At 74.9% G+C, this 18715-nt stretch carries 14 protein-coding genes and 1 pseudogene; 2 read left to right on the forward strand and 13 right to left on the reverse strand.

Annotated features, from left to right (window positions below; genetic code table 11):
• Window positions 1–80: 80 nt before the first annotated feature.
• The 13 genes and pseudogenes from AB0A61_RS22345 to AB0A61_RS22405 all read right to left on the reverse strand — a co-directional run bounded on the left by AB0A61_RS22345 (window position 81) and on the right by AB0A61_RS22405 (window position 17071).
• On the reverse strand, window positions 81–1118 hold the full coding sequence (locus tag AB0A61_RS22345) for a rod shape-determining protein (RefSeq protein ID WP_361294750.1): 1038 nt from the start codon (window positions 1116–1118) through the stop codon (window positions 81–83).
• 375 nt (window positions 1119–1493) lie between these two features.
• On the reverse strand, window positions 1494–2891 hold the full coding sequence (locus AB0A61_RS22350; protein ID WP_361294753.1) for a carboxyl transferase domain-containing protein: 1398 nt from the start codon (window positions 2889–2891) through the stop codon (window positions 1494–1496).
• Complete coding sequence (locus AB0A61_RS22355) at window positions 2884–4368, reverse strand: acyl-CoA synthetase (RefSeq protein WP_361294756.1); 1485 nt, start codon at window positions 4366–4368, stop codon at window positions 2884–2886. Before AB0A61_RS22355 ends, AB0A61_RS22350 begins: the two co-directional genes overlap by 8 nt.
• 256 nt (window positions 4369–4624) lie before the next feature.
• The gene (locus AB0A61_RS22360) at window positions 4625–5224 is read right to left on the reverse strand and encodes a hypothetical protein (RefSeq protein WP_361294759.1); all 600 of its coding nucleotides are present in this window, start codon (window positions 5222–5224) and stop codon (window positions 4625–4627) included.
• Window positions 5225–5267: 43 nt separating this feature from the next.
• Window positions 5268–6119: an FkbM family methyltransferase gene (locus tag AB0A61_RS22365; protein WP_361294762.1), complete on the reverse strand. Its 852-nt coding sequence runs from the start codon at window positions 6117–6119 to the stop codon at window positions 5268–5270.
• Window positions 6116–6382, reverse strand: coding sequence for a Trm112 family protein (locus AB0A61_RS22370; protein ID WP_361294875.1), 267 nt, complete (start codon window positions 6380–6382; stop codon window positions 6116–6118). Before AB0A61_RS22370 ends, AB0A61_RS22365 begins: the two co-directional genes overlap by 4 nt.
• Window positions 6383–7285 (reverse strand): annotated as a pseudogene (locus AB0A61_RS22375) (hypothetical protein); the annotation flags it as partial.
• Window positions 7286–7301: 16 nt separating this feature from the next.
• On the reverse strand, window positions 7302–8036 hold the full coding sequence (locus AB0A61_RS22380) for a class I SAM-dependent methyltransferase (RefSeq protein ID WP_361294765.1): 735 nt from the start codon (window positions 8034–8036) through the stop codon (window positions 7302–7304).
• A complete protein-coding gene (locus AB0A61_RS22385) occupies window positions 8033–9337 on the reverse strand; it encodes a condensation protein (RefSeq protein ID WP_361294768.1) in 1305 nt (434 codons plus the stop codon). The genes AB0A61_RS22380 and AB0A61_RS22385 overlap by 4 nt, the downstream gene beginning before the upstream one ends.
• Window positions 9334–13971: an alpha-(1->3)-arabinofuranosyltransferase family protein gene (locus AB0A61_RS22390; protein WP_361294771.1), complete on the reverse strand. Its 4638-nt coding sequence runs from the start codon at window positions 13969–13971 to the stop codon at window positions 9334–9336. The genes AB0A61_RS22385 and AB0A61_RS22390 overlap by 4 nt, the downstream gene beginning before the upstream one ends.
• Window positions 13968–14720 (reverse strand): class I SAM-dependent methyltransferase, encoded by a 753-nt coding sequence (locus AB0A61_RS22395; protein ID WP_361294774.1) that lies wholly within the window; start codon window positions 14718–14720, stop codon window positions 13968–13970. The genes AB0A61_RS22390 and AB0A61_RS22395 overlap by 4 nt, the downstream gene beginning before the upstream one ends.
• On the reverse strand, window positions 14717–15868 hold the full coding sequence (locus AB0A61_RS22400; RefSeq protein ID WP_361294777.1) for a glycosyltransferase family 4 protein: 1152 nt from the start codon (window positions 15866–15868) through the stop codon (window positions 14717–14719). Before AB0A61_RS22400 ends, AB0A61_RS22395 begins: the two co-directional genes overlap by 4 nt.
• Window positions 15869–16093: 225 nt before the next feature.
• A complete protein-coding gene (locus AB0A61_RS22405; RefSeq protein WP_361294780.1) occupies window positions 16094–17071 on the reverse strand; it encodes a DUF3068 domain-containing protein in 978 nt (325 codons plus the stop codon).
• Between the two features lie 190 nt (window positions 17072–17261).
• Between AB0A61_RS22405 and AB0A61_RS22410 the strand changes: the two genes are divergently transcribed.
• Together AB0A61_RS22410 and AB0A61_RS22415 are read left to right on the forward strand one after the other, a co-directional pair.
• Window positions 17262–17414 (forward strand): hypothetical protein, encoded by a 153-nt coding sequence (locus AB0A61_RS22410; protein WP_361294783.1) that lies wholly within the window; start codon window positions 17262–17264, stop codon window positions 17412–17414.
• A 3-nt stretch (window positions 17415–17417) separates the two neighbouring features.
• Window positions 17418–18671 (forward strand): helix-turn-helix domain-containing protein, encoded by a 1254-nt coding sequence (locus tag AB0A61_RS22415; protein ID WP_361294786.1) that lies wholly within the window; start codon window positions 17418–17420, stop codon window positions 18669–18671.
• Window positions 18672–18715: the final 44 nt, after the last annotated feature.

Genomic DNA, 18715 nt, shown 5'->3' on the forward strand with positions numbered 1-18715 from the left:
CCGCCGCGCGAACCGCCGCCGCGCGAACCGCCGCCGCGCGAACCCGCACGGCCACCGGGCCGCCCCCGGCGCACAACGGCTCAGGCCCCCAGCGGATCCAGTACCAGCGGCTCGATCCGGCCCTCCATCATGGCGCCCAGGCCCTGCACGGCGCACACGTCCGGGCGCTCGGCGATGTGGACGGGAATGCCGGTGGCCTCGCGCAGCATCTGGTCGAGGCCGGGCAGCAGGGCGGAGCCGCCGACCATCATGATCCCCCGGTCGGCGAGGTCGGCGACCAGGTCGGGCGGGCAGTCCCGCAACACCTTGCCGATGAGGTCGAGCACCGCGGTCAGCGGTGTCTGGATGGCTTCCCGTACGGCGGCGGTGTCCACCCGCACGGACCGTGCGAGCCCCGTGGCCACGTCCCGCCCGTGGATCTCCGTCGACGCCGGACCGTGCGGGGTGAGCCCGTTGCCGGACAGGGCGAGCTGCAGCGGCCGTACCGACTGGCTGGGCAGCATCAGCTCGTGCTCGTGGCGCAGGTGCTGCACGATGGCGTGGTCGACGGCCTCGCCGCCCACGGGGACGCGTTCGGCGGTGACGATCGAGCCGAGGGAGAGGACGGCGACCTGGGTGGCGGCCGCCCCGCACACCATGATCATGGTGGCCTCGGGCCGTTCCACGGGCAGTCCGCAGCCGACGGCGGCGGCGATGAGGGTGTCCACGAGCTCCACGCGGCGGGCGCCGAGTCCGACGAGGGTCTCGATCGTGGCCCGCTGGGCGAGCGGGTCGGCGTCGTGCGGGGTGCAGGCGGCGGCCCGCAGCCGGGGTCTGCGGCGCAGCGAGCGGCGCATCCGGTCGCCGAGCAGGTGCCGCAGCATGCGCTGCGCCATCTCGATGTCGACGACGGTGCCACCGGAGACCGGGCGGACGACGCGGATGTAGTCCGGAGTGCGGCCCGTCATCTTCTCCGCGAGCTCACCGACGGCGATCAGCGCGCCGGACTGGGTGTTCAAGGCGGCGACCGACGGCTGGTCGACCACCAGGCCCGCGCCCCTGACGTACACACGGGTCCGGGCCGCTCCCAGGTCGACGCCGAAATGGCAGCGGCGCAAGTGCTCCAGACTGGCGGTCATGGATCCTCCCGAGAGCGCGGGCCGTGGAGGAACCGCCGGAAGGCGTCCTCCTTGGAATCGTGCGGGGGCCGGGAGGCGGGCGCCTTTCTGAGGGGGCCGGGCGGGGCGCCGCTGAACGGGGGTATTCGGCCGCGCCGGTGATTGCGAACGGGCCGCGGGGGTCAAGAAGGGCGCGACAGCCCTAGCCGGAGTCCGGGGCAGGAGCGGTGCCGCACACCGGGTTCCGGCGACCCGTGCACCCACCCGGAGGTGAGGCCGCCAGGGCGCGCGACCCGCCCCCTGTGGGTCAACTCCCTTGCCCCGCAGGCGGCGTCGTACCGGACGAGCCATTGCCGTGCCTGCGGGCTGCTGCCGTGCCTGCGGGCCGATGGCGCCTCAGCCGGCCGGCGCACCCCGTGGGGGCGCGATGCCCCGGATCACCCCGAGCTCCACCAGGTCCTGGGGGCGGATCCGGAGCTGGTCGGCCGTGGCCGGTGCCTGCTCCGGCGGCCGTTTGAGGATGGCCGCGGCGAGCTCCGGAGCGATCACCGAGAAGTAACTGTCCGGCGTGGCCCAGGTGTTGCCGGGCGCGGCCGCCGCGAGCGCGCCGCCCGAGCCGCCCTCGCCGATCACCAGCGTGGTGATCGGCGTACGGGCGGCCGCCACCGCCCCGAACAGGTCGGCGATCGCGGCCCCCACGCCCTGCCGTTCCGCCTCCGCGTCGTTGGCCGCTCCCGGGGTGTCCACCAGGGTCAGCACCGGGATGCCGAGCCGGTCCGCGAGGCGGATCAGCCGGACGGCGGTGCGGTAGCCGGCGGGGCGGGTCGCGGTGCCGGTCTGGGCGGCGTAGGCGATGGTGCGCCCCTCGTGCTCGCCGAACCCGCACAGCATGCCGTCGTCGTGCCCCGTGCCCTCGGCCCCGCCCGAGCCGGAGGCGGGCCCGCCGCCGCACCGGTCGCCGTGCAGGGCCGCCCGCCGGGTGAAGTAGGCGTCCAGGTACCGCTCGGCGCGCGGGCGCAGCGGCGCGCGCGCCCGCTGGACGGCCTCCCAGCCGGTGGCGGGCAGGCCGGGGACGCCCAGGGCGTGCGGGACGGGAGCCGGGGCCGTGGACGGCCTGGTCAGCAGGCGCAGCCACAGGCCCAGCGTCCGACGCAGGTCCTCCGGTCGTATGACCGCGTCCGCCGAGCCCACCGCGACCTGGGCCCGAGCGGTGTAGGCCGCCGGGTCCGCCTCGGGCGGGCGCACCCGGGAGCCGGCGAAGCCGACCTGGGCGCCGGGCAGGGCGAGGATCACGTCGGCGCCCGCGCCGAGGGTGGCCCAGCCCCCGCCGGTGGTCGGGTCCCGCAGCACCGCAGGCTGCGGCAGACCGGCCGCCCGCAGCAGCGCCGACTGCCGGGCCACACGCTGGAGCTGGGTCAGCGCGATCATGCCCTCCTGCATGCGGCTGCCGCCGGTGGCGACCAGCGGCACGACCGGCAGACGGTGCTCGCGGGCGTACGTGTACGCGGCCGCCAGCCGGTCGCCGGTGCGTTCGCCCAGCGAGCCGCCGAGGAAGCCGAACTCGAAGGAGATCAGCACGGCCCGCGTCCCCTCGACATGCGCGGTGCCGCACACGACGGACTCCTGCTCGCCGGTCCGCTCGGCGGCGCGGGCGCGCAACGCGTCGTAGCCCTGCCAGCCGAGCGGCCCGTCGGCCGCGGACCCGCCCGCCCGGACACCCGCAGGGACCGGAAGCTCGCGGAAGTCGTCGGTGACGAGGGCGATGGCCTGGCGGGCGCTGAGGCGCTCAGCCATGCGTCAGCGCCCGCTTCATGATCTTCCCCATGTCGTTGCGGGGCAGGGAGTCCAGGAGGTGGACGACACGGGGCCGCTTGTGCGGGGCGAGCCGACGGGCCACATGGTCGGCCAACTCCTCCACGCCCGGCGGGGACTGCGGATCCGCCGGAACGATCCAGGCCACGATCCGCTCGCCGAGGTCGGCGTCGGGCTCCCCGGTGACCGCGGCCTCGCGCACCGCGGGATGTTCCAGCAGCGCGTTCTCGATCTCCCCGGCGCCGATCTTGTAACCGCCGCTCTTGATCAGGTCGGTGGCCTTGCGGCCGACGATGCGGACGTAGCCGTCGGGGTCCCGCACCGCCATGTCCCCGGTGCGGAACCAGCCGTCGGCGGTGAACGCGGCGGCCGTGGCGTCGGGCCGGTTGAGGTACTCGGTGAACAGGTTCGGCCCGCGCACCTGGATCTCGCCGACCGTCTCGCCGTCGTACGCGGTGATCGGCGTGCCGTCCTCCTCCACCAGCCGCAGCTCGACGCCGGGCAGCGGCACACCGACCGTCCCGGCGCGCGGCTCGCCGTCCGCCCGCACGCTGGTGTTCATCAGCGTCTCGGTCATCCCGTACCGTTCGATCACCCGCCGTCCGGTCGCGGCCGCGATGCGCTCGTGGTCGTGCACGGGCAGCGCGGCGGAGCCGGAGACCAGCAGCCGCGCCCCGGCGAGTGCCTTGGCCAGCTCGGGATCGCCGGGCAGCGCCTGCGCGATGCGGTGGTACATGGTCGGCACGCCGAAGAGCATGGTCGCCCCGCCGTTCAGCTCCCGCGTCACGCCGTCCGTGCCGAACCTCCCGAGGTGCCGCACGGCCCCGCCGCGCCGCACCGGACCCAGGACGCCCAGCACCAGACCGTGCACATGGAACAGCGGCAGCCCGTGCACCAGCACGTCGTCCCCGGTCCACTGCCAGGCGTCGGCGAGCGCGTCCAGGGTGGCGGCGACGGCCCGGCGCGGGATGACGGCTCCCTTGGGCGGGCCGGTGGTGCCGGAGGTGTAGACGACGAGGGCCGGGTCGTCGCCGCCCGAGCGGTCGGCGGGCAGCGGTCCCCGGTCGTCCACGTCGACGTCCACGCGCGCCAGGCCACCCAGGGCGGAGGGGAGTTCGTCGCCCGGAGCGGCCAGCACCAGCGAGGGACCGCTGTCGGCCACGATGTGCGCCAGCTCCTTCTCCCCGGACCTGGGGTTGAGCGGCACGGCGGCCATCCCGGCCTCCAGCACCGCCACCACGGCGACGGCGGTCTCCAGGGCGGGCGTCGCCCACACGGCGACCCTCCCCCCGGCGCCCGTCCGTGCTTCACCGGGCGAGGCCCCCATCGCCGCGCGGATCCGTCCGGTGAGGGACCCGGCGGCGCCCGCGAGGTCCCGGTACGTCAGCGACCGGGCACCGAAGTGCAGGGCCACCTGCTCGCCCGGACTGCCCACCAGGGCCGGAAAGAGGGAAGACACGCGGCGACTCCTCAAGAGCTGGACGACAGGAGCTGGGCGACGACGGAACCACACCCGGTGCGCAACACACCTGTTCCTGACTCCAGTTCCTACACCAGATGCCGCGTTCCCACGACAGGGTCCCGTCCCCGCGGTGCCCTTCGGCCGAGGCCGTGCGGAGCGAGCCTGGGCGCGGGCCTTGGGGAGGCGTGGGCCATGGGGAGGCGTGGGCCGTGCCGGGTCCGGTCCGGCCCGTGCCGGGTCCGGCCCGCCGCCGCTACTCGCCGACCCGGGTCCGCTGCAGCAGCCCCCACGCGAACTCCGCGACGACCTCGTGCGGTACGCCCCGCGCGTCCGGGGCGGTGAAGGCAAGGCCCCAGCGGGTGGGGGCCGTGCCCTCCAGGGGCCGGGCGGGGGCGAAGGCGCGGGCCGCCTCGTCGACCGTGCAGGACCAGGGGCCGAGGTCGGCGAGGGTGCGCAGTTCGGGGCCTTCGGCACCGGGGGCCCGGACCAGCCATTCGTTCCACACCTGGCCGTTCGGGCCGACCAGCACCTCGAAGCGCAGGTCGGACCAGAGCGGCACCGGCCACTGCCAGGCCTCGCAGTCCAGGTCGCCGATGCGGCGGGCCGCCGTCGACTCCGGCTCGCCCAGGACCGAGCGGTACCGGGCGGCGGCCGGCCTCGCCCGCGACGAGCGGACCATCGCCTGCCACCGTTTGTTGGCCTCGCGCATGTCCGCGATGGACACGCCCAGCGTGCGCCGGGCGTCCTCGACCAGATCCGGGTTGTGGTCGGCCATACGGCGCAGCAGCACCAGCTGGAAGTCGAGCGGGGTGAACGGGCCGGCAGGGCGCTTTCCGGAAGGCATGGGCACCATCGTCGCGCATGCCGTGGGCCGGGGTGCTCCCCCGCGGGGCGCCTCAGCCGCGGTCGGCGCCGCCGGAGTGCGGACCCGGGCGGCGGCCGTCCGGCAGGAACAGCACCGAGTTGACGTACCGCGGGCCGCGGAAGGGCAGGACACGGCGCAGCAGGCCGTGGGAGACGACGTACGACGCGCCCGCCTGGTGCTGCTCCAGTGGGAAGGAGGCCAGCGGGACCCAGGTGGCGTCCGGCAGCACCCAGCCCGTGTAGCCCAGCATCTCCAGGTACCGCACCACCGGGCCGACCGGCTGGATGCGGGCCTCCAGTTCCACGAAGAGGGCCGGGCGGTCGCGGGCCAGCAGCCCGCTCGCGCCGCGCAGCACCGCCGGCTCGCCGCCGTCCACGTCGACCTTGACGAAGCCGACCTCGCGCAGCCCCAGGTCGTCCAGGGCCACGCAGTCGACCCGCAGCGCACGGGCGTGGATGTCCCGGCGCACCAGCGACGACACCCCTCGGTCGCCCGCGTCGTCCGGGGGCAGCCACAGGCGGGCGGTGCCGGGCCGGTCGGAGGCGGCGGCCTGGATCACCCGCACGTTGGCCGGGGTCGCCGAGGCGAGCAGCCGGGCCAGGTGCGGCACCGGTTCCACGGTCACCACCTGGCGGGCGCGCCGGGCCAGACGGTGCGTCCAGGGTCCGTACCAGCCGCCGACGTCCACCGCCGTGCCGCAGCCGGGCGGGCACAGTTCGCACAGCCGGGCCAGCTCCGGTTCGAACCGCGGGTACACCGCCCGGACGGCCGCGGCCACCGCACGCGCGGGCAGCAGCGGGGCCAGCCGGGCGGCCGGCGTGCGCCGCGGCGGACCCGCCCGCCCGCCGCGCGGCGGCACCGGGGCGTCTTGCGGGGTGCTCACGGAAGCATCCCGGGTGCCGGCGGGTACCCGCCGGGCAGACGCCGCAGGAATTCCTCGTGCTCGTCGTCCGAGACCTGTTCCCCGGACGACGGCAGTAACTGCGGGATGCCGTCGACGATCGGGTAACGGCGGCGCAGCCGGGGGTTGTAGAGGGCCTCGTCGGACGCCGGCGCGGACGCCTTGCCGTCGGGGACGAGCAGGTGCAGCGGTCCCTTGTCGAGCGGGCACGCCAGGATCTTCAGCAGCGGGTCGTCGGGGTTCATGGGGGGTGTCAGCTCCTTGGCACGGTCGGTGGGTCCAGGCGCGGCGTCGTGCTTCGGCATGGTCAGCAGGACGGTCACCGCCAGCGCCGTGCCCGCGAGGCGCAGGACGAGCCGCAGCGGCTGGTGCGGCAGCGCCTCGCCGAACGTCAGCGTGCCGAGGACCGCGGTGAACAGACAGGTGACGGTCGTGCACACCGGCACGATCAGTGAGGCCCGGCAGCGCTGCAGCGCCGCCTGCGACATGACGAGGCCGAAGGCGCCGGTGAACAACAGCAGGTACGGGTACGGGGAGCGCACCACACCGGCCACCACGCCGGCCGGGCCGCCCGCGGTCAGGCAGCCGGAGACACCCTTGATGGCGAGCGAACTGACCCCGTACAGCAGCCCCACCGCCACGCCGTACTCCACGCCGGTGGTCGGCATCCGGTGCCGGTGCCGGGCGCGCCGCTCGGTGGCCCGGTACAGGGTGACGCCGGCCCACAGGGACGGCACGCACACCAGGAGCACCAGGGGGTACGGGGCACCCCGGCCCACGGTGTCGGTGTCCTGGTCCAGCGACAGCACCACCATCAGCAGCGCGAGCAGGATCGCGCCGAGCGCGTACCGCTCCCGGCCGCTGGTCCGCTCGCCGAGCAGCCGCGCGGACAGCAGTACGAGCAGCACCAGCCCGGACACGAAGATGCCCTGGGCGGCCGCGATCGGCAGGGTGCGGTAGACGACGAGCTGGGCCCCGAAGCCGGACGCCAGGGCCAGCGACCCGGCGAGCCACAAGGGGCTGCCCAGCACCATGCGCAGCAGGCGCACGGGCTGCCGCACGGTCACCTCGGGCAGCGCCCCGAGGGCCCGCTTCTCCAGCACGAAGCCCGTGCTGTACAGGACGTTCGCCAGCAGGGCCGCGGCCACTCCCCACCACACGGCCCTACGCCCTTCGCGCGTGCAGCAGCAGAATGGAGGCGAGGGAGGGTCTGGCACAGGCGAGCCGGTCCAGTGGCCGCAGCGGCCGCGGTACGCCGTGGAAGGGCGCGCCCCTGAGGTCCACCACCTCGAAGCCCGCCGCGGCCACGAACTCGCGGAGTGCGCGGGCGGTGTACAGGCGCAGGTGTCCCACCACCTCCGTGCCCGGACGGCCGTGGATCGCGCGCAGGCTGACCTCGGAGAACACCGGCTGGACCCCGGCCAGCAGCAGGGCGCGGTTGTACCAGGCGGCCAGGTTCGGCGTGGACAGCATCAGATGGCCGCCGGGGCGCAGGACGCGGCGGATCTCGTCCAGGGCCGCGTCCGGGTCGACGAGGTGCTCGACCACCTCGCTGAACAGCACCGCGTCGGCGGATCCGGTCCGGAACGGCAGCCCGCCGCCGGTGAGTTCGCCGCGCACCGCGTACGGCAGCCGGGCGTGGGCGCGGCGCAGGGCGTCATGGGACCAGTCGACGCCGACGATGCGGTGGCCGGCCAGCAGCGGAGCGGCGGTGGCGGCCGCGGTGCCGTCGCCGCAGCCGATGTCGAGGACCGTCCGGACCTCCTCGCCGGCCGGGCCCAGGGCGGCGGCGAGCAGGCGGGCCTGGCGGAGACTGCGGGGGGCGCCGGAGGCGACGGGGACGGCGGGATCCTCGTAGAAGTCGCGGAGTCCGGTGCGGGCGGGGGCCGTGGTGCTCATGGCGTGCCCTCCTGCGTGCGGCGCAGGTGGTGCTCGAACAGGTCGCGGAGGCGGGCGCCGTCCCCCTGGCCCAGCAGGGTGCGGGACCAGCGCAGGGCGAGGTGCAGGCGCCCGGCGGTGGAGGCGGTGGTGACCGTCAGGCCCCGGGGCATGCGGGCCGGGGCCGAGAACCACACCGCGTGCGCGCGGCCCGCCCCCTCGCCGAAGTCCAGCGGGTACGGGACGCGGCCGATGTTGCTGAGCAGTGTGGTCGACGTCCAGGGAGCGGCGGCCCGGCGCAGTCCCCGGGTCAGCGCGGCCCGTACGCCGACGGGGGCCCAGGGCGCGGTGAGCAGGGCCGCGCCGTGACCCAGCTGGGGGCGCGGGAGGGCCTTGAGGGCGCGGGTGCGCACAGCCGTGCGGCGCAACAGGCCGGGCAGGTCGTCGGTGACCAACTCGTCCGCGGCGAAGGGGACTTCGACGAGGCGGGTGCCGTTGCCGATGGGCATGGTGCGGTCCCGGGGACGGTCGTCCACCGGCATCGTGATCCGCAACGGGCGGGGGCGGGCGCCGCGCTCCCGGTTCCAGTGGGCGATCGTCAGGGCCGTACTGACCATGAGCTGGTCGTTGACCGTGTAGGGGGCGCCCTTGGGGCGGTGCGGGAGGGGGAGTTCGGTGACGAGCAGGCCGTTGCCGGGGGAGAGCTCCGGGGTGCCGGGGGCCACCCGGGCGGGCGGGGTCCAGGTGGAGGGGGTGACCGGCCGCTCCCGGGAGGTGTCGGGGGGACGGGTGGGGGGTGCGGCCGGTGAGTTGTCCCGCCCGCCGTAGGACTCGGCGGCCGTGGCCAGGACCCGCAGGCAGGCCGGTCCGTCGAGGGCGGTGTGGTTGATGGTGAGGAACAGGACCGTGCCGCCGGAGCCGTCGTCCTCGTCGACCACCTCCAGGCGGACCGGCGGCGCGGCCGACAGCGGCGGGACGAAGTCCAGCGCCCGCTCCCGCGCCCGCCGCAGACCGTCCGCCTCCGTTGGCGGGAAGCTCACCACCTCCACGTCCGGGCCGGACGTCAGTTCCCACTCGTAGCGGCGGCCGTACCAGGGCCGGGGGGCCTCCCGCATCAGGACGCGCGGGTGCAGGCGCAGTGCCTCGGTGAAGGCCGTGCGCAGGCGCGGCGGGTCCAGCCGGCCCGGGAGGTGGACCTCGATGTGGACCGTCTCCGGTTCCTGCTCCTGGAGACAGTGCCGGGCCACCTCGTCCACCACCGGGAACGGGACGCGGCCGGGCCGCCGTACGGGATCGCCGGCGCGGTGCTCCAGCGCGGTCATACGTCCTTCCCCCTGGTTTCGTCCGGCCTCTCGACCGGTGCCGCCCGGAACACCGTCCTGCGCAGCGGGAAACGCGCGGTCGGCGAAACCGGCTCCTCGCGCCCGGGCCCACGAGCACTGACCGTCGGCCCGGAGCCACCGCGGTCGGGCTGCCCGGCCCCTGGGCCGGGGTCCGGCACCACTGCGTCCGGGTGCGCCGGCCGGGAGCGGGGCTGCTGCGGGTCGGGCTCGGCGCCCGGCAGGCTCGCCCCCCGCCGCCGGTGCGGCAGCGCCTGCGTCGGCGCCTCGGAGCCGGGTGGGGCTTTCGGCGCGGCCGGCGCCGCGGGCCCGGCCGCGCCGGTCTCCACCGGCGGCAGCACTGCCGTCCTCCCGGGCTCGTCCGGTGGTTGGACCGCCGTCGACCCGGGCTCGTCCGGTGGTTGGACCGCCGTCGACCCGGGCTCGTCCGGTGGTTGGACCGCCGTCGACCCGGGCTCGTCCGGCGGCCGCTCCGCTGTGCCCGGACCGTCCGGCCCGTCCCGCCCGTCCGGCTCCCGTACGCTCACCAGGCCCGCGAACAGTCCCAGCAGGGCCAGCAGTTGGGCCGGGTGCCCGAAGGCGCCCCCGTCCGCGCCGACCGGCTGCCCGGCGCCCGTCGCCGCCGCGATGCCCGCACCGGCGAGGCCGGTGAAGGCGATCGGCACCAGCAGCGTGTGCCGCCGGTGCGCCAGCAGCGCCAGCGCCGGCACCAGCAGCGCGAACCAGCCGGCGATCACCGCACCCACCAGGGTCAGCGCCACCGTGCCGAGCCAGGGGCCGGGCAGTGGCGCGGGCGGCTGCGGCGCGTCGGGGTTGGGTTCGCGCCGCCGCCAGAGGACCAGGCCGGCCAGAGCGGCCAGCGCCACCCCGCTGCCGATCAGCCCGCGCTCGTACGTCGTCGCGGGCTCGTACGACAGCTTGACCACCCCGCCCGCCCCGGCCGGGATCCGCCAGCCCTGCTGCCAGCCGTCGAGCCGCACCGGCGACAGCGTCCTGCCGTCCAGGGTGGCCCGCCAGCCGTCGTTGTAGTTCTCGTACGTGGTCAGATAGACGGCCGCGCCCGAGCCGACCGTCACCTCGCGCCGGTCGCCCAGCCAGTCCCGTATCCGCAATTCGCGTCCGGGGGCGGAGGCCTGCGGGAGCGTGCCGCGGGTCAGCGTGACCTCGGCCGGCGCGAGCGGCCCGGCGTCACCGCTCTCGACGGTGTGCGTGCCGGACGTCAGTTCCAGGGAGGAGTTGGGCCGGCCGCTCCGGCACAGCGTCACCTCGACCGCCCGCCGCTGCACCAGGTCCCCCACGGTCCCCTTGACGCCGGTCCGGTACAGCTCGCCGTCGACCGCCACCACCGGACCCCGGCCGCAGGGCAGGGAGAACGGTCGGGAGCCGGCGGGCTGCGGGGTGCGGTACTGGTCGAGCGCCGGGACGTACGCCTCGCTCAGCCCCACCGGCAGTTGCAGGTCCTCGTCGGCGACGGGGTTGTGCAGGGTCAGCGGGGCCGTCCTGGTGATCGTGATGTCCAGCCGGTCCGTGGTGATGGGATCGAAGCGGACCACGCCGTTGTCGTCCACCCCCGCGACCGTCGCGCCGTCCGGGGAGCTGATGTCCACCTGCGTGGCACGGGTCGACAGCCCGCCCGCCGGCGCCAGGACCACCTCCCCCACGGCCTGTTTGCCCTGCCAGCTCAGGTGGATCGTCGGACGGTCGCCCGCGATCCACGCGGTGGTCAGGTCGCCGTCGGTGAGGTTGCGCGCCGACAGGCCGGCGCCGAGAACCGCCGTGGAGTCGGCGGTGGCGACGACCCGGTTCCGCTGCCCGGGCGCGACCTCGTACAGCAGCCGGTCGAGGTCCTCGCCGGGCACCGGTACCGCGCTCATCCTCACCTGGTACGTCCCCGCCGTGCCGGTGGAGAAGCGGCGGTGCAGGCCCGGCTCGCTGCCCGTCGCGGACAGGCCGGTCGGATCGGTGGCGCGGTGCAGGGAGACCACCTCGGTGGCGGCGTCGGAGCCGTCGGCGTCGGTGGGCAGCCGCAGCAGCCGGGTCACCTGGACGTGCGGGAGGGCGATCTCGGAGAAGCCGGCGCCGGTCAGACCGGAATGGCGGGCGACCGAGTCGACGATGGTGAGCTTCATCCACGACGTCCGGCCGGCGGGGGCCCTCACGGTCTGCGTCATGCCGTCGGGCCGCAGGAGGCTGGTCGCCGACCCCTTCTCCGTCTGCACCCGCACCTTGGTGGCGGCCGACCGCACGCTCTCCTGCGGCAGCGGGGTGACCTTGACCGACGACGGCATGTCGTAGCTGCCGGTGAAGGCGATCCGCAGCCACTGCCCGTTCGCCGAGCCCGGGGCTCCCTCGGTCCACGCGGTGCCCGGGTCGCCGTCGAAGGCGTTCACCGGGTCGTACTGCGGGAGATGGAACAGCCAGTTGCCGTACGAGGAGGCCGTCACCGAGCGGGCGCCGCGCAGCTCGGCCAGCGTCTGGTGCTCGAGGCCCTTCACCGGCAGGATCTGCCGCGGCCGTTCACCGGCGTCCTGCACGGCGCCCGGCGCGTTCCGCTCGCTCTTCGTGTACGTGTACGAGGTGTTGGCGTCGACCAGCCCGAACCGGGTGTCCGCCCGCCGCAGTCCGTCCCCGGCCACCTGCAGCCCGGGGGAGCCGAGCCCGGGGTGGTTGTCGCCGGTGAGGACCGTCGCCCGGCCGCGCAGCTCGGCGGCCAGCGGCAGCAGCGCCTCCGGCCCGCCGGAGACCACGGCGGTGTCCGCCAGCGGCAGCAGGTGGGCCTGTCCCGGCCGGGGCACGTCACGGCTCACCGGCTCGTACACCTCCACCGCGCGCCCGCGCGGGTAGAGACCCTCGACCTGGAGCGGGGTGCCGTGGGCGATCCGTCCGCCGGTCATGACCGGACCGAAGCCGGTCACGCGCTGGTAGCCGGACTGCTCCAGGGTGCGCTTGACGGTCGTGGTCGGCACGTAGCCGATCTGGTCGGGGTCGAGGTCGTTGCGGACGACGACGTAGTAGAGGCCGGCCCGGCTGAGGTAGTCGGCGAGCCCGGGAACCTCGCCGCCGCTCATCAACGCCTGCTCCACGGCGTCCGTGGCGCGCCGGTTGCCCGGCGTGCCGAAGGGGACGTAGTCGCGCTGCGCCCAGCGGGACTCGGCGAGGACGTCGAGGGGCTGATCGATGGGGGAGCCCCAGGTGTACAGGCCGTGCGCGGTCGCCGGGACCACCAGGGCCCGGGAGTCGGGGGAGTACTTGTGCAGCCAGTCCGCCGTGGTCGTCCAGTACTTGGGGAGCTGCTGGAAGGAACCCGGGTTGAGGATCGAGCCGTTGAGATACGGCCAGGCCAGACCCGGGACGACCAGGACCGCCGCGAGCAGTGTGGCGAAGCGGCGGCCGCGCAGCGGGCGGGCCCCGCGCGTCTCGGCGGCAACGGCCACGAGGTGGGCGAGGCCCAGCGCGAGCGCCAGCGCCAGACCAGTCTGGAACTTGTAGATGTTCCGGAACGGGACGAGCGGGCCGTTCAGCCAGTCCTGCACCACGTCGTGGAAGGGCCCGCCGAACGCGCCGCCGTACCCGGCGAGCAGGACGGGTACGACCGTGACCACGGTCAGTACCAGCCAGCGGCGTTCGGGCATGTCCCGTCTCGCCAGGCCCGCCAGGCCCAGCCCGGCCGCGAGCGCCGAGCAGACGATCACCAGCACCGAGGACGCCACCGTCCAGCCCGCGGGCAGCCAGGCCTGCCCGAAGTGCAGGTACGCCACCCAGTTCCCGGCGCCGCGCAGCGCCTCCGTGGCCGACATGGTGGCGGTGGTGGTCTGGGAGGTCTCCACGTACGGCAGGAAGTTCTCGCCGTAGACGCCGAGCAGCAGCAGTGGGATCCACCACCAGGCGGTCGCCGCGACCACGCCCGGCACCCACCAGGTGATCAGCCTGCGCCTGCGGGGTCCGGGCGGGCGGGAGAGCAGGTAGAGGCCCACCGGGAGCAGGGACGCGAGTGTCGCCGCCGCGTTGACACCGCCCATGAACGGCACGATCAGCGCCGACCGCAGGGCCGCGATCCGGGCGCTGTACCGTTCGCCGGTCAGCGGCAGCAGCACCCAGGGCAGGAAGGCGCCGGGCAGCGCGGCCGCCGACGTCGATCCGACGACGACGGTGAACACCGGCCACAGCGCGTACGCCACCGCCGCGAGCAGCCGGGAGGCGCCGCTGCCCACGCGCACCCGCTCGGCCAGCCGCAGCGCGCCCCAGAAGGCGACCGACACGACCAGCGACAGCCACAGCCGCTCGGCCGCCCACACCGGCAGGTGCACGGCGTGCGCCATCCAGTAGAACGGCAGCATCGGCCACAGATAACCGACGTACTGGTCCTGGATCCCGCCGAAGGAGCCCCGGTCGTGCCACAACTGGCCCAGGTCCGACAGGAACTGCCCGGGGTCGGCCGTCACCCCGAGCTTGGTGTCGAAGGTCTGCCGGCCCGGGTGCACCACCACAAGCAGCACGAACACCGCGGCCCAGAACCCCAGCAGCCAGCGCCGCGACCGCGGGCCCTCCGGTGGGCCCGAGCGGGCCGCGGTGCTGGGGACGGCTGCCGGGGGAGGAGCCTGGACCGTGGTCGTCATGGTGGACACCGCCGGAGGACGAGGAGGAGGTTCCAGGTGGCCAGCTCGCGCAGCCCGGGCACCTTGACCACGGCTTCCGCGAGGAACGGCCAGTAGCGGGAGCGCGCCGAGACGACCGTCACGTCGTCGCGGGTGCGCACCTGCCGCAGGGTGGCCCCGATGTGCACGGCGAACAGGTTCTCGCCGAGGGTGTGCTTGGCGGGGCGGCCGGTACGGCGCTCGTGGCGGGCGCGGGCCCGCTCGGCACCGAAGTAGTGCCAGGGCGCCCACTCGTGACCGCCCCAGGGCGACAGCCAGTTGGTGAACGACACGTAGATCAGCCCGCCGGGCCGGGTCACCCGCGCCAGCTCGCTGAGGAAGGTCTGCGGGTCGGCCACGTGCTCCAGCACGTTGGAGGAGAAGGCCACGTCGGCGACACCGTCGTACAGGGGCAGCAGATAGCCGTCGGCGACGATCGTTCCCTCGGGCGGCTCGGCGCCCAGCTCCCGTGCGTCGGGCTCGAACAGGTAGGCGTGCGCGCCGCGCCTGCGGAACTCCTCGGTGAAGTAGCCGCTGCCGCCGCCGACGTCCACCACCGTGCGGCCGGTGAGGGCACCCGAGTAGGCCTCGACCTGGTCGGCGGCGTCCCTCGCCAGCAGCGAGTAGCAGGATTGAGGGTCGTCCTGCTCGTGCAGGAAGGCGCGGAAGAGGGCCAGGGAGCGGCGTACGGAGGGGTCCTTCGGGCGGCCCGTGCCCGTCCCGGCGGTCACGGCGCCCAGCTCCTCACCGCCTCCGCCGCCACGGCGCGGAACTGCCGGACCGTGCGGTGCCAGCGGTAGCGGGCGGCGCGGTCGCGGGCCGCCTTGCCCATGAGCTCGCGGCGGTGCCCGGACAGGGCGAGCGTGCACCAGGCCGCCGCGAAGGAGGACTCGCCGCGTGCCAGCACACCCGTCTCGCCGTCCACCACGGAGTCCCGCAGGCCGGGCACGTCGAAGGCGACGGCCGGGGTCTCGCGGGCCGCCGCCTCGGTCACCACCAGGCCCCAGCCCTCCACCGCCGAGGGGTGCAGCAACAGCCAGGCCGCGCACAGCAGCCGGTGCTTGTCCGCCTCGGCGACATGCCCGGTGAACTGCACACCGGGACCGGCGAGTCGCTCGAGACGCTCCCGCTCCGGACCGTCGCCGACGATCAGCAGCCGGCCACCGGTGACCGGCCGCACCCGCTCCCAGAGTCTGAGCAGCAGGTCGATCCGCTTGTACTCCACCAGTCGGCCCACCGCCACGAACAGCGGCTCGGGGGACCGGTCGGCCCGCGGACCGGGCTCCTCAACTCCGTTGTGCACCACGCGGATACGCTCCCGCTCGACGCCGATCGCGCGCAGCGCGTGGGCCGTGGAGGGGGAGACGGCGACCATCAGGCTGCGGCGCTGCGCTCCGGTCAGCGCCCAGTGCTCCAGTCTCCGGCCGATCCGGGCGGCCGGGGCGAGCGGGCCGCCGAACCGCATCCTCCACAGGTCCGTGTGCACATGGTTGACCAGGCACAGGGTGGGACCCCGGTGCCACAGCGGAGCGAGGTACGGCATGCCGTTGCACACCTCGACCAGCAGGTCGGTCTCGCCGACCCGGCGGGCGAAGGCGGAGCGGGCGCGCAGATAGTGGCCGTAGGCGCCGCCCGCGGAGACGACCCGGTAGTCGTGGAAGGACGCCGGGCCACCGCACAGCAGCGTGACCTGGTGGCCCAGACCGGTCAGTCCGTCGGCGAGCCGGTCGACGAGCAGCTCGGAGCCTCCGGCCGCCGGACTGCCGAGGTCCCGGTGGGCGAGGAAGACGATCCGGCGCGGCTGTGGGGGGAGCGCCGGGGAGCGCTGGGCGCCGCCGGGGAGCGCGGCGCGCAGCGAGGACGGTACGTGCTGGGGCATGGGTGCTCCAACTCGTCTCGGGGTGCGGAACTCGGCGTGGGGTGGTGGCGGAGCACGGTGCGGATCCGGTCGGAATCCCGGTACGGCTTGCTGCTTTCCGTGGGGGGTCTGAGCGGGGGGCGTGGACGGGCTGTGCTCGGGTGGGGTGGACAGTTTTCGCCCAGCCGTTCGCCACGGCTACTCACCGGGGTGACAATTTCCTGGGTTATTGGATCTGACGTATCGTCACATCGTGAGCGGAGATGGGGGTGTCCCGGGCGAATCGGGGCGTTGTCGCCCACGGGCCGCCAATCCTCCCCCCGCCGCCGTGAGCACGAATCCGGCCACTGCGGCGGTCATCGGCAACGTCTGCCCCAGCAGGCGCAGTCGACCGCTCTCCCGCTTCGCCTGCCGCACCTGGTCCCGCTGCGTCGCGGTGGTGAACCCCAGCTTCGGGGCGTCCAGCAGCACCACCGCGTCCTTCGCCGACCCCGGTGCGCGCAGGGCCCTGCGCGGACCCACCTGGGCGTAGATCACCCGGCCGGTGCGCTGGTCGGCGACCAGCTCGATGCCGTGGTTGGAGTACCACTCCTCGGCCAGTACCTGGGGCCGCTGCGGCTCCCCGACGATGCTGCCCGGCACCAGCCGGGTGCCGATCCTCGTCGGGGCGACCGTGCCGGTGAAGCGGTACCCGGGGTAGCCCTGGATCCGCCGGGTGCCCGCGTAGTGCAGTACGACCGTCGAGCCCAGTGAGTTGTCCCACCACTGGTAGGAGTGCTTGCGCACGTCGAAGGGGAACTTGAGGTACGCGTCCCCCTCGAAGTACGGGTTCTCTTGGCAGCAGTGCGCCGGCTTGTTGGTGCTCCGGTTCGTCACCCAGCGGTTGGCGAAGAACTCCAGCGCGTCGTGCGGGTCGGCCGCGGGCAGCGACTCGTCCGAGTCGACCGACGTCGTCACGTCCCACACCGCCCGCCCGCTGTGCTCGCTGTCCTCGACGTCGCCGCGCACCTGCTGGGTGACCGTGATCCGCCGGTCGTGCACGGTCTTGATCTCGCCGGTGTCGAAGTAGCTGCCCGTGCCGGTGTAGACGGCGGTGGTGTCGATGTCGATCGGGTTCACGGCGGCCCGCGGTTCCACGTACCACGTCAGCAGCGGCGCGAGGACCAGCAGGAACGTGCCGAGACCCAGCAGGGTCAGGGAGAGCGGTGAGGGTGTACGGCGCATCCGGGCACTCCAGGATCCGAGGAGGAACGTGCGCGTGCGGTATGGGCCGGGAACCGTAAGCGCCTCTTGACGCACTGTCAATGTCCCGCCGACACTGGGCTGTCGACAGGCAGGGGTGGGACGCCGGGGTGGGGCGACCGATCGCCGGACTGATTCCGGACCGGCTCCGGACAGAGAGGCTGACCCTGCGATGTCCAGACTGCTCGCCGTCGCGCTGACCGTCGCGGCCGCCGCCGCGCTCGCCGTGGGTGCCGCGCTCGGCATCGTCGCGCTGCTCGACGCCCGGCCCGACCAGCCGAACACCCCGCTGATCACGTACGAGCAAGCAGGCCAGGGGAGTTGACCCGTGAGCGCCGCCCGCTCCAGCGCGGTCCCCGCCCGCTCGGCCTGGCACGACGTCCCCCGGCCCCAGATCCGCCGGTTCACGGCGATCGCCATGGCCGAGGCGCCCGGCCTCGCCGAGGAGATCCTGCGCGAGATCCGCCGCGAGTACCCCCAGGTGCCCGTGGTCCTCGACGAGAGCGGTGAGCCGATGGCGCTCGTCGGCATCCGCCGGGCGATCGAGGCGTTCGTACGGCACCTGGAGCAGGCGGAGAACCTGGCGGGCCGCCCCACCGTGCCGCCGGACGTCTTCCACCAGTTCGGCCGCGGCGAGGGCCTGCACGGCCGCAGCCTCGACTCGCTCCAGGCGATCTACCGGATGGGCGTCCGCCTGGCCTGGCGCCGCCTCGCCGACATCGGGCAGCGCGTGCAGATCCCGCCGCCCGCGATGTACGAACTCGTCGACGCCGGCTACGAGTATCTGGACGGGCTGGTCGACCAGTCCGTACGGGGCTACGCCGAGGCCGCCGCCCGGCAGGCCGGGGAACGCCTGCGGCTCCAGCGCCGGCTGATGGAACTGCTGCTCACCGAGCACCACCGGGGCGACCCCGGCGACGCGCTCGCCGAGCGGGCCGCGCGGATCGGCTGGCCGCTGCCCGGCAGGGTCGCCGTCGGCGTGCTGCTGCGCCCGGCCCGGGAGGCGGTCGCGCCCGCGGTGGGACAGGGCGTGCTGCTCGACATGGAGTACGAGCAGCCGCGCATGGTGGTGCCCGAGCCGGACGCCGCCGGGCGCCCCGAACTGCTGCACCGGGCGCTGACCGGGTGGGCCGGGGCGATCGGGCCGCCGGTGCCGCTGGCCCACGCGGCGAAGTCGTTGCGGTGGGCCGAGGCGACGGTGGGCCTGATGGAGCGCGGGCTGCTGCCGGCCGGGGAGGTGCTGTACTGCACGGAACACACCCAGGCACTGGTACTCCTGCAGCCGGAGGAGCTGATCGACGACCTGGCCCTGCGGTGCCTCGGCCCGTTGTCCCACTGCGGCCCGACCCACGGGCGGCGGCTTGCGGAAACGTTACTGGCGTGGCTGGAGACACGCGGCGGGGCGCCGGAGGTGGCCGCACGGCTGGGGGTCCATCCGCAGACCGTCCGGTACCGGTTACGGCAGATACGGGAGCTGTGGGGGGACGAGATCGACGACCCCGACCGGCGCTTCGAGCTGGAACTGGTGCTGCGGGCCCAACGTCTGCGGGGCGAGCTCGGGGATCCCAGGAGCCGGCGTTGACGCGGCCTAGTACTGCAACGAGGGTCTGCCCTCCGCCCGCGCGT

The sequence above is a fragment of the Streptomyces sp. NPDC046197 genome (assembly GCF_040646295.1).
Lineage (GTDB): Bacteria > Actinomycetota > Actinomycetes > Streptomycetales > Streptomycetaceae > Streptomyces.

Excerpts from the sequence above, each read along its gene's own strand:
- AB0A61_RS22380 (WP_361294765.1), bottom strand. The coding sequence starts at position 8,036 with ATGAGCACCACGGCCCCCGCCCGCACCGGACTCCGCGACTTCTACGAG.
- AB0A61_RS22400 (WP_361294777.1), bottom strand. The coding sequence starts at position 15,868 with ATGCCCCAGCACGTACCGTCCTCGCTGCGCGCCGCGCTCCCCGGCGGC.
- AB0A61_RS22350 (WP_361294753.1), bottom strand. The coding sequence starts at position 2,891 with ATGGCTGAGCGCCTCAGCGCCCGCCAGGCCATCGCCCTCGTCACCGAC.
- AB0A61_RS22370 (WP_361294875.1), bottom strand. The coding sequence starts at position 6,382 with ATGAACCCCGACGACCCGCTGCTGAAGATCCTGGCGTGCCCGCTCGAC.
- AB0A61_RS22345 (WP_361294750.1), bottom strand. The coding sequence starts at position 1,118 with ATGACCGCCAGTCTGGAGCACTTGCGCCGCTGCCATTTCGGCGTCGAC.
- AB0A61_RS22405 (WP_361294780.1), bottom strand. The coding sequence starts at position 17,071 with ATGCGCCGTACACCCTCACCGCTCTCCCTGACCCTGCTGGGTCTCGGC.
- AB0A61_RS22410 (WP_361294783.1), top strand. The coding sequence starts at position 17,262 with ATGTCCAGACTGCTCGCCGTCGCGCTGACCGTCGCGGCCGCCGCCGCG.
- AB0A61_RS22360 (WP_361294759.1), bottom strand. The coding sequence starts at position 5,224 with ATGGTGCCCATGCCTTCCGGAAAGCGCCCTGCCGGCCCGTTCACCCCG.
- AB0A61_RS22385 (WP_361294768.1), bottom strand. The coding sequence starts at position 9,337 with ATGACCGCGCTGGAGCACCGCGCCGGCGATCCCGTACGGCGGCCCGGC.
- AB0A61_RS22390 (WP_361294771.1), bottom strand. The coding sequence starts at position 13,971 with ATGACGACCACGGTCCAGGCTCCTCCCCCGGCAGCCGTCCCCAGCACC.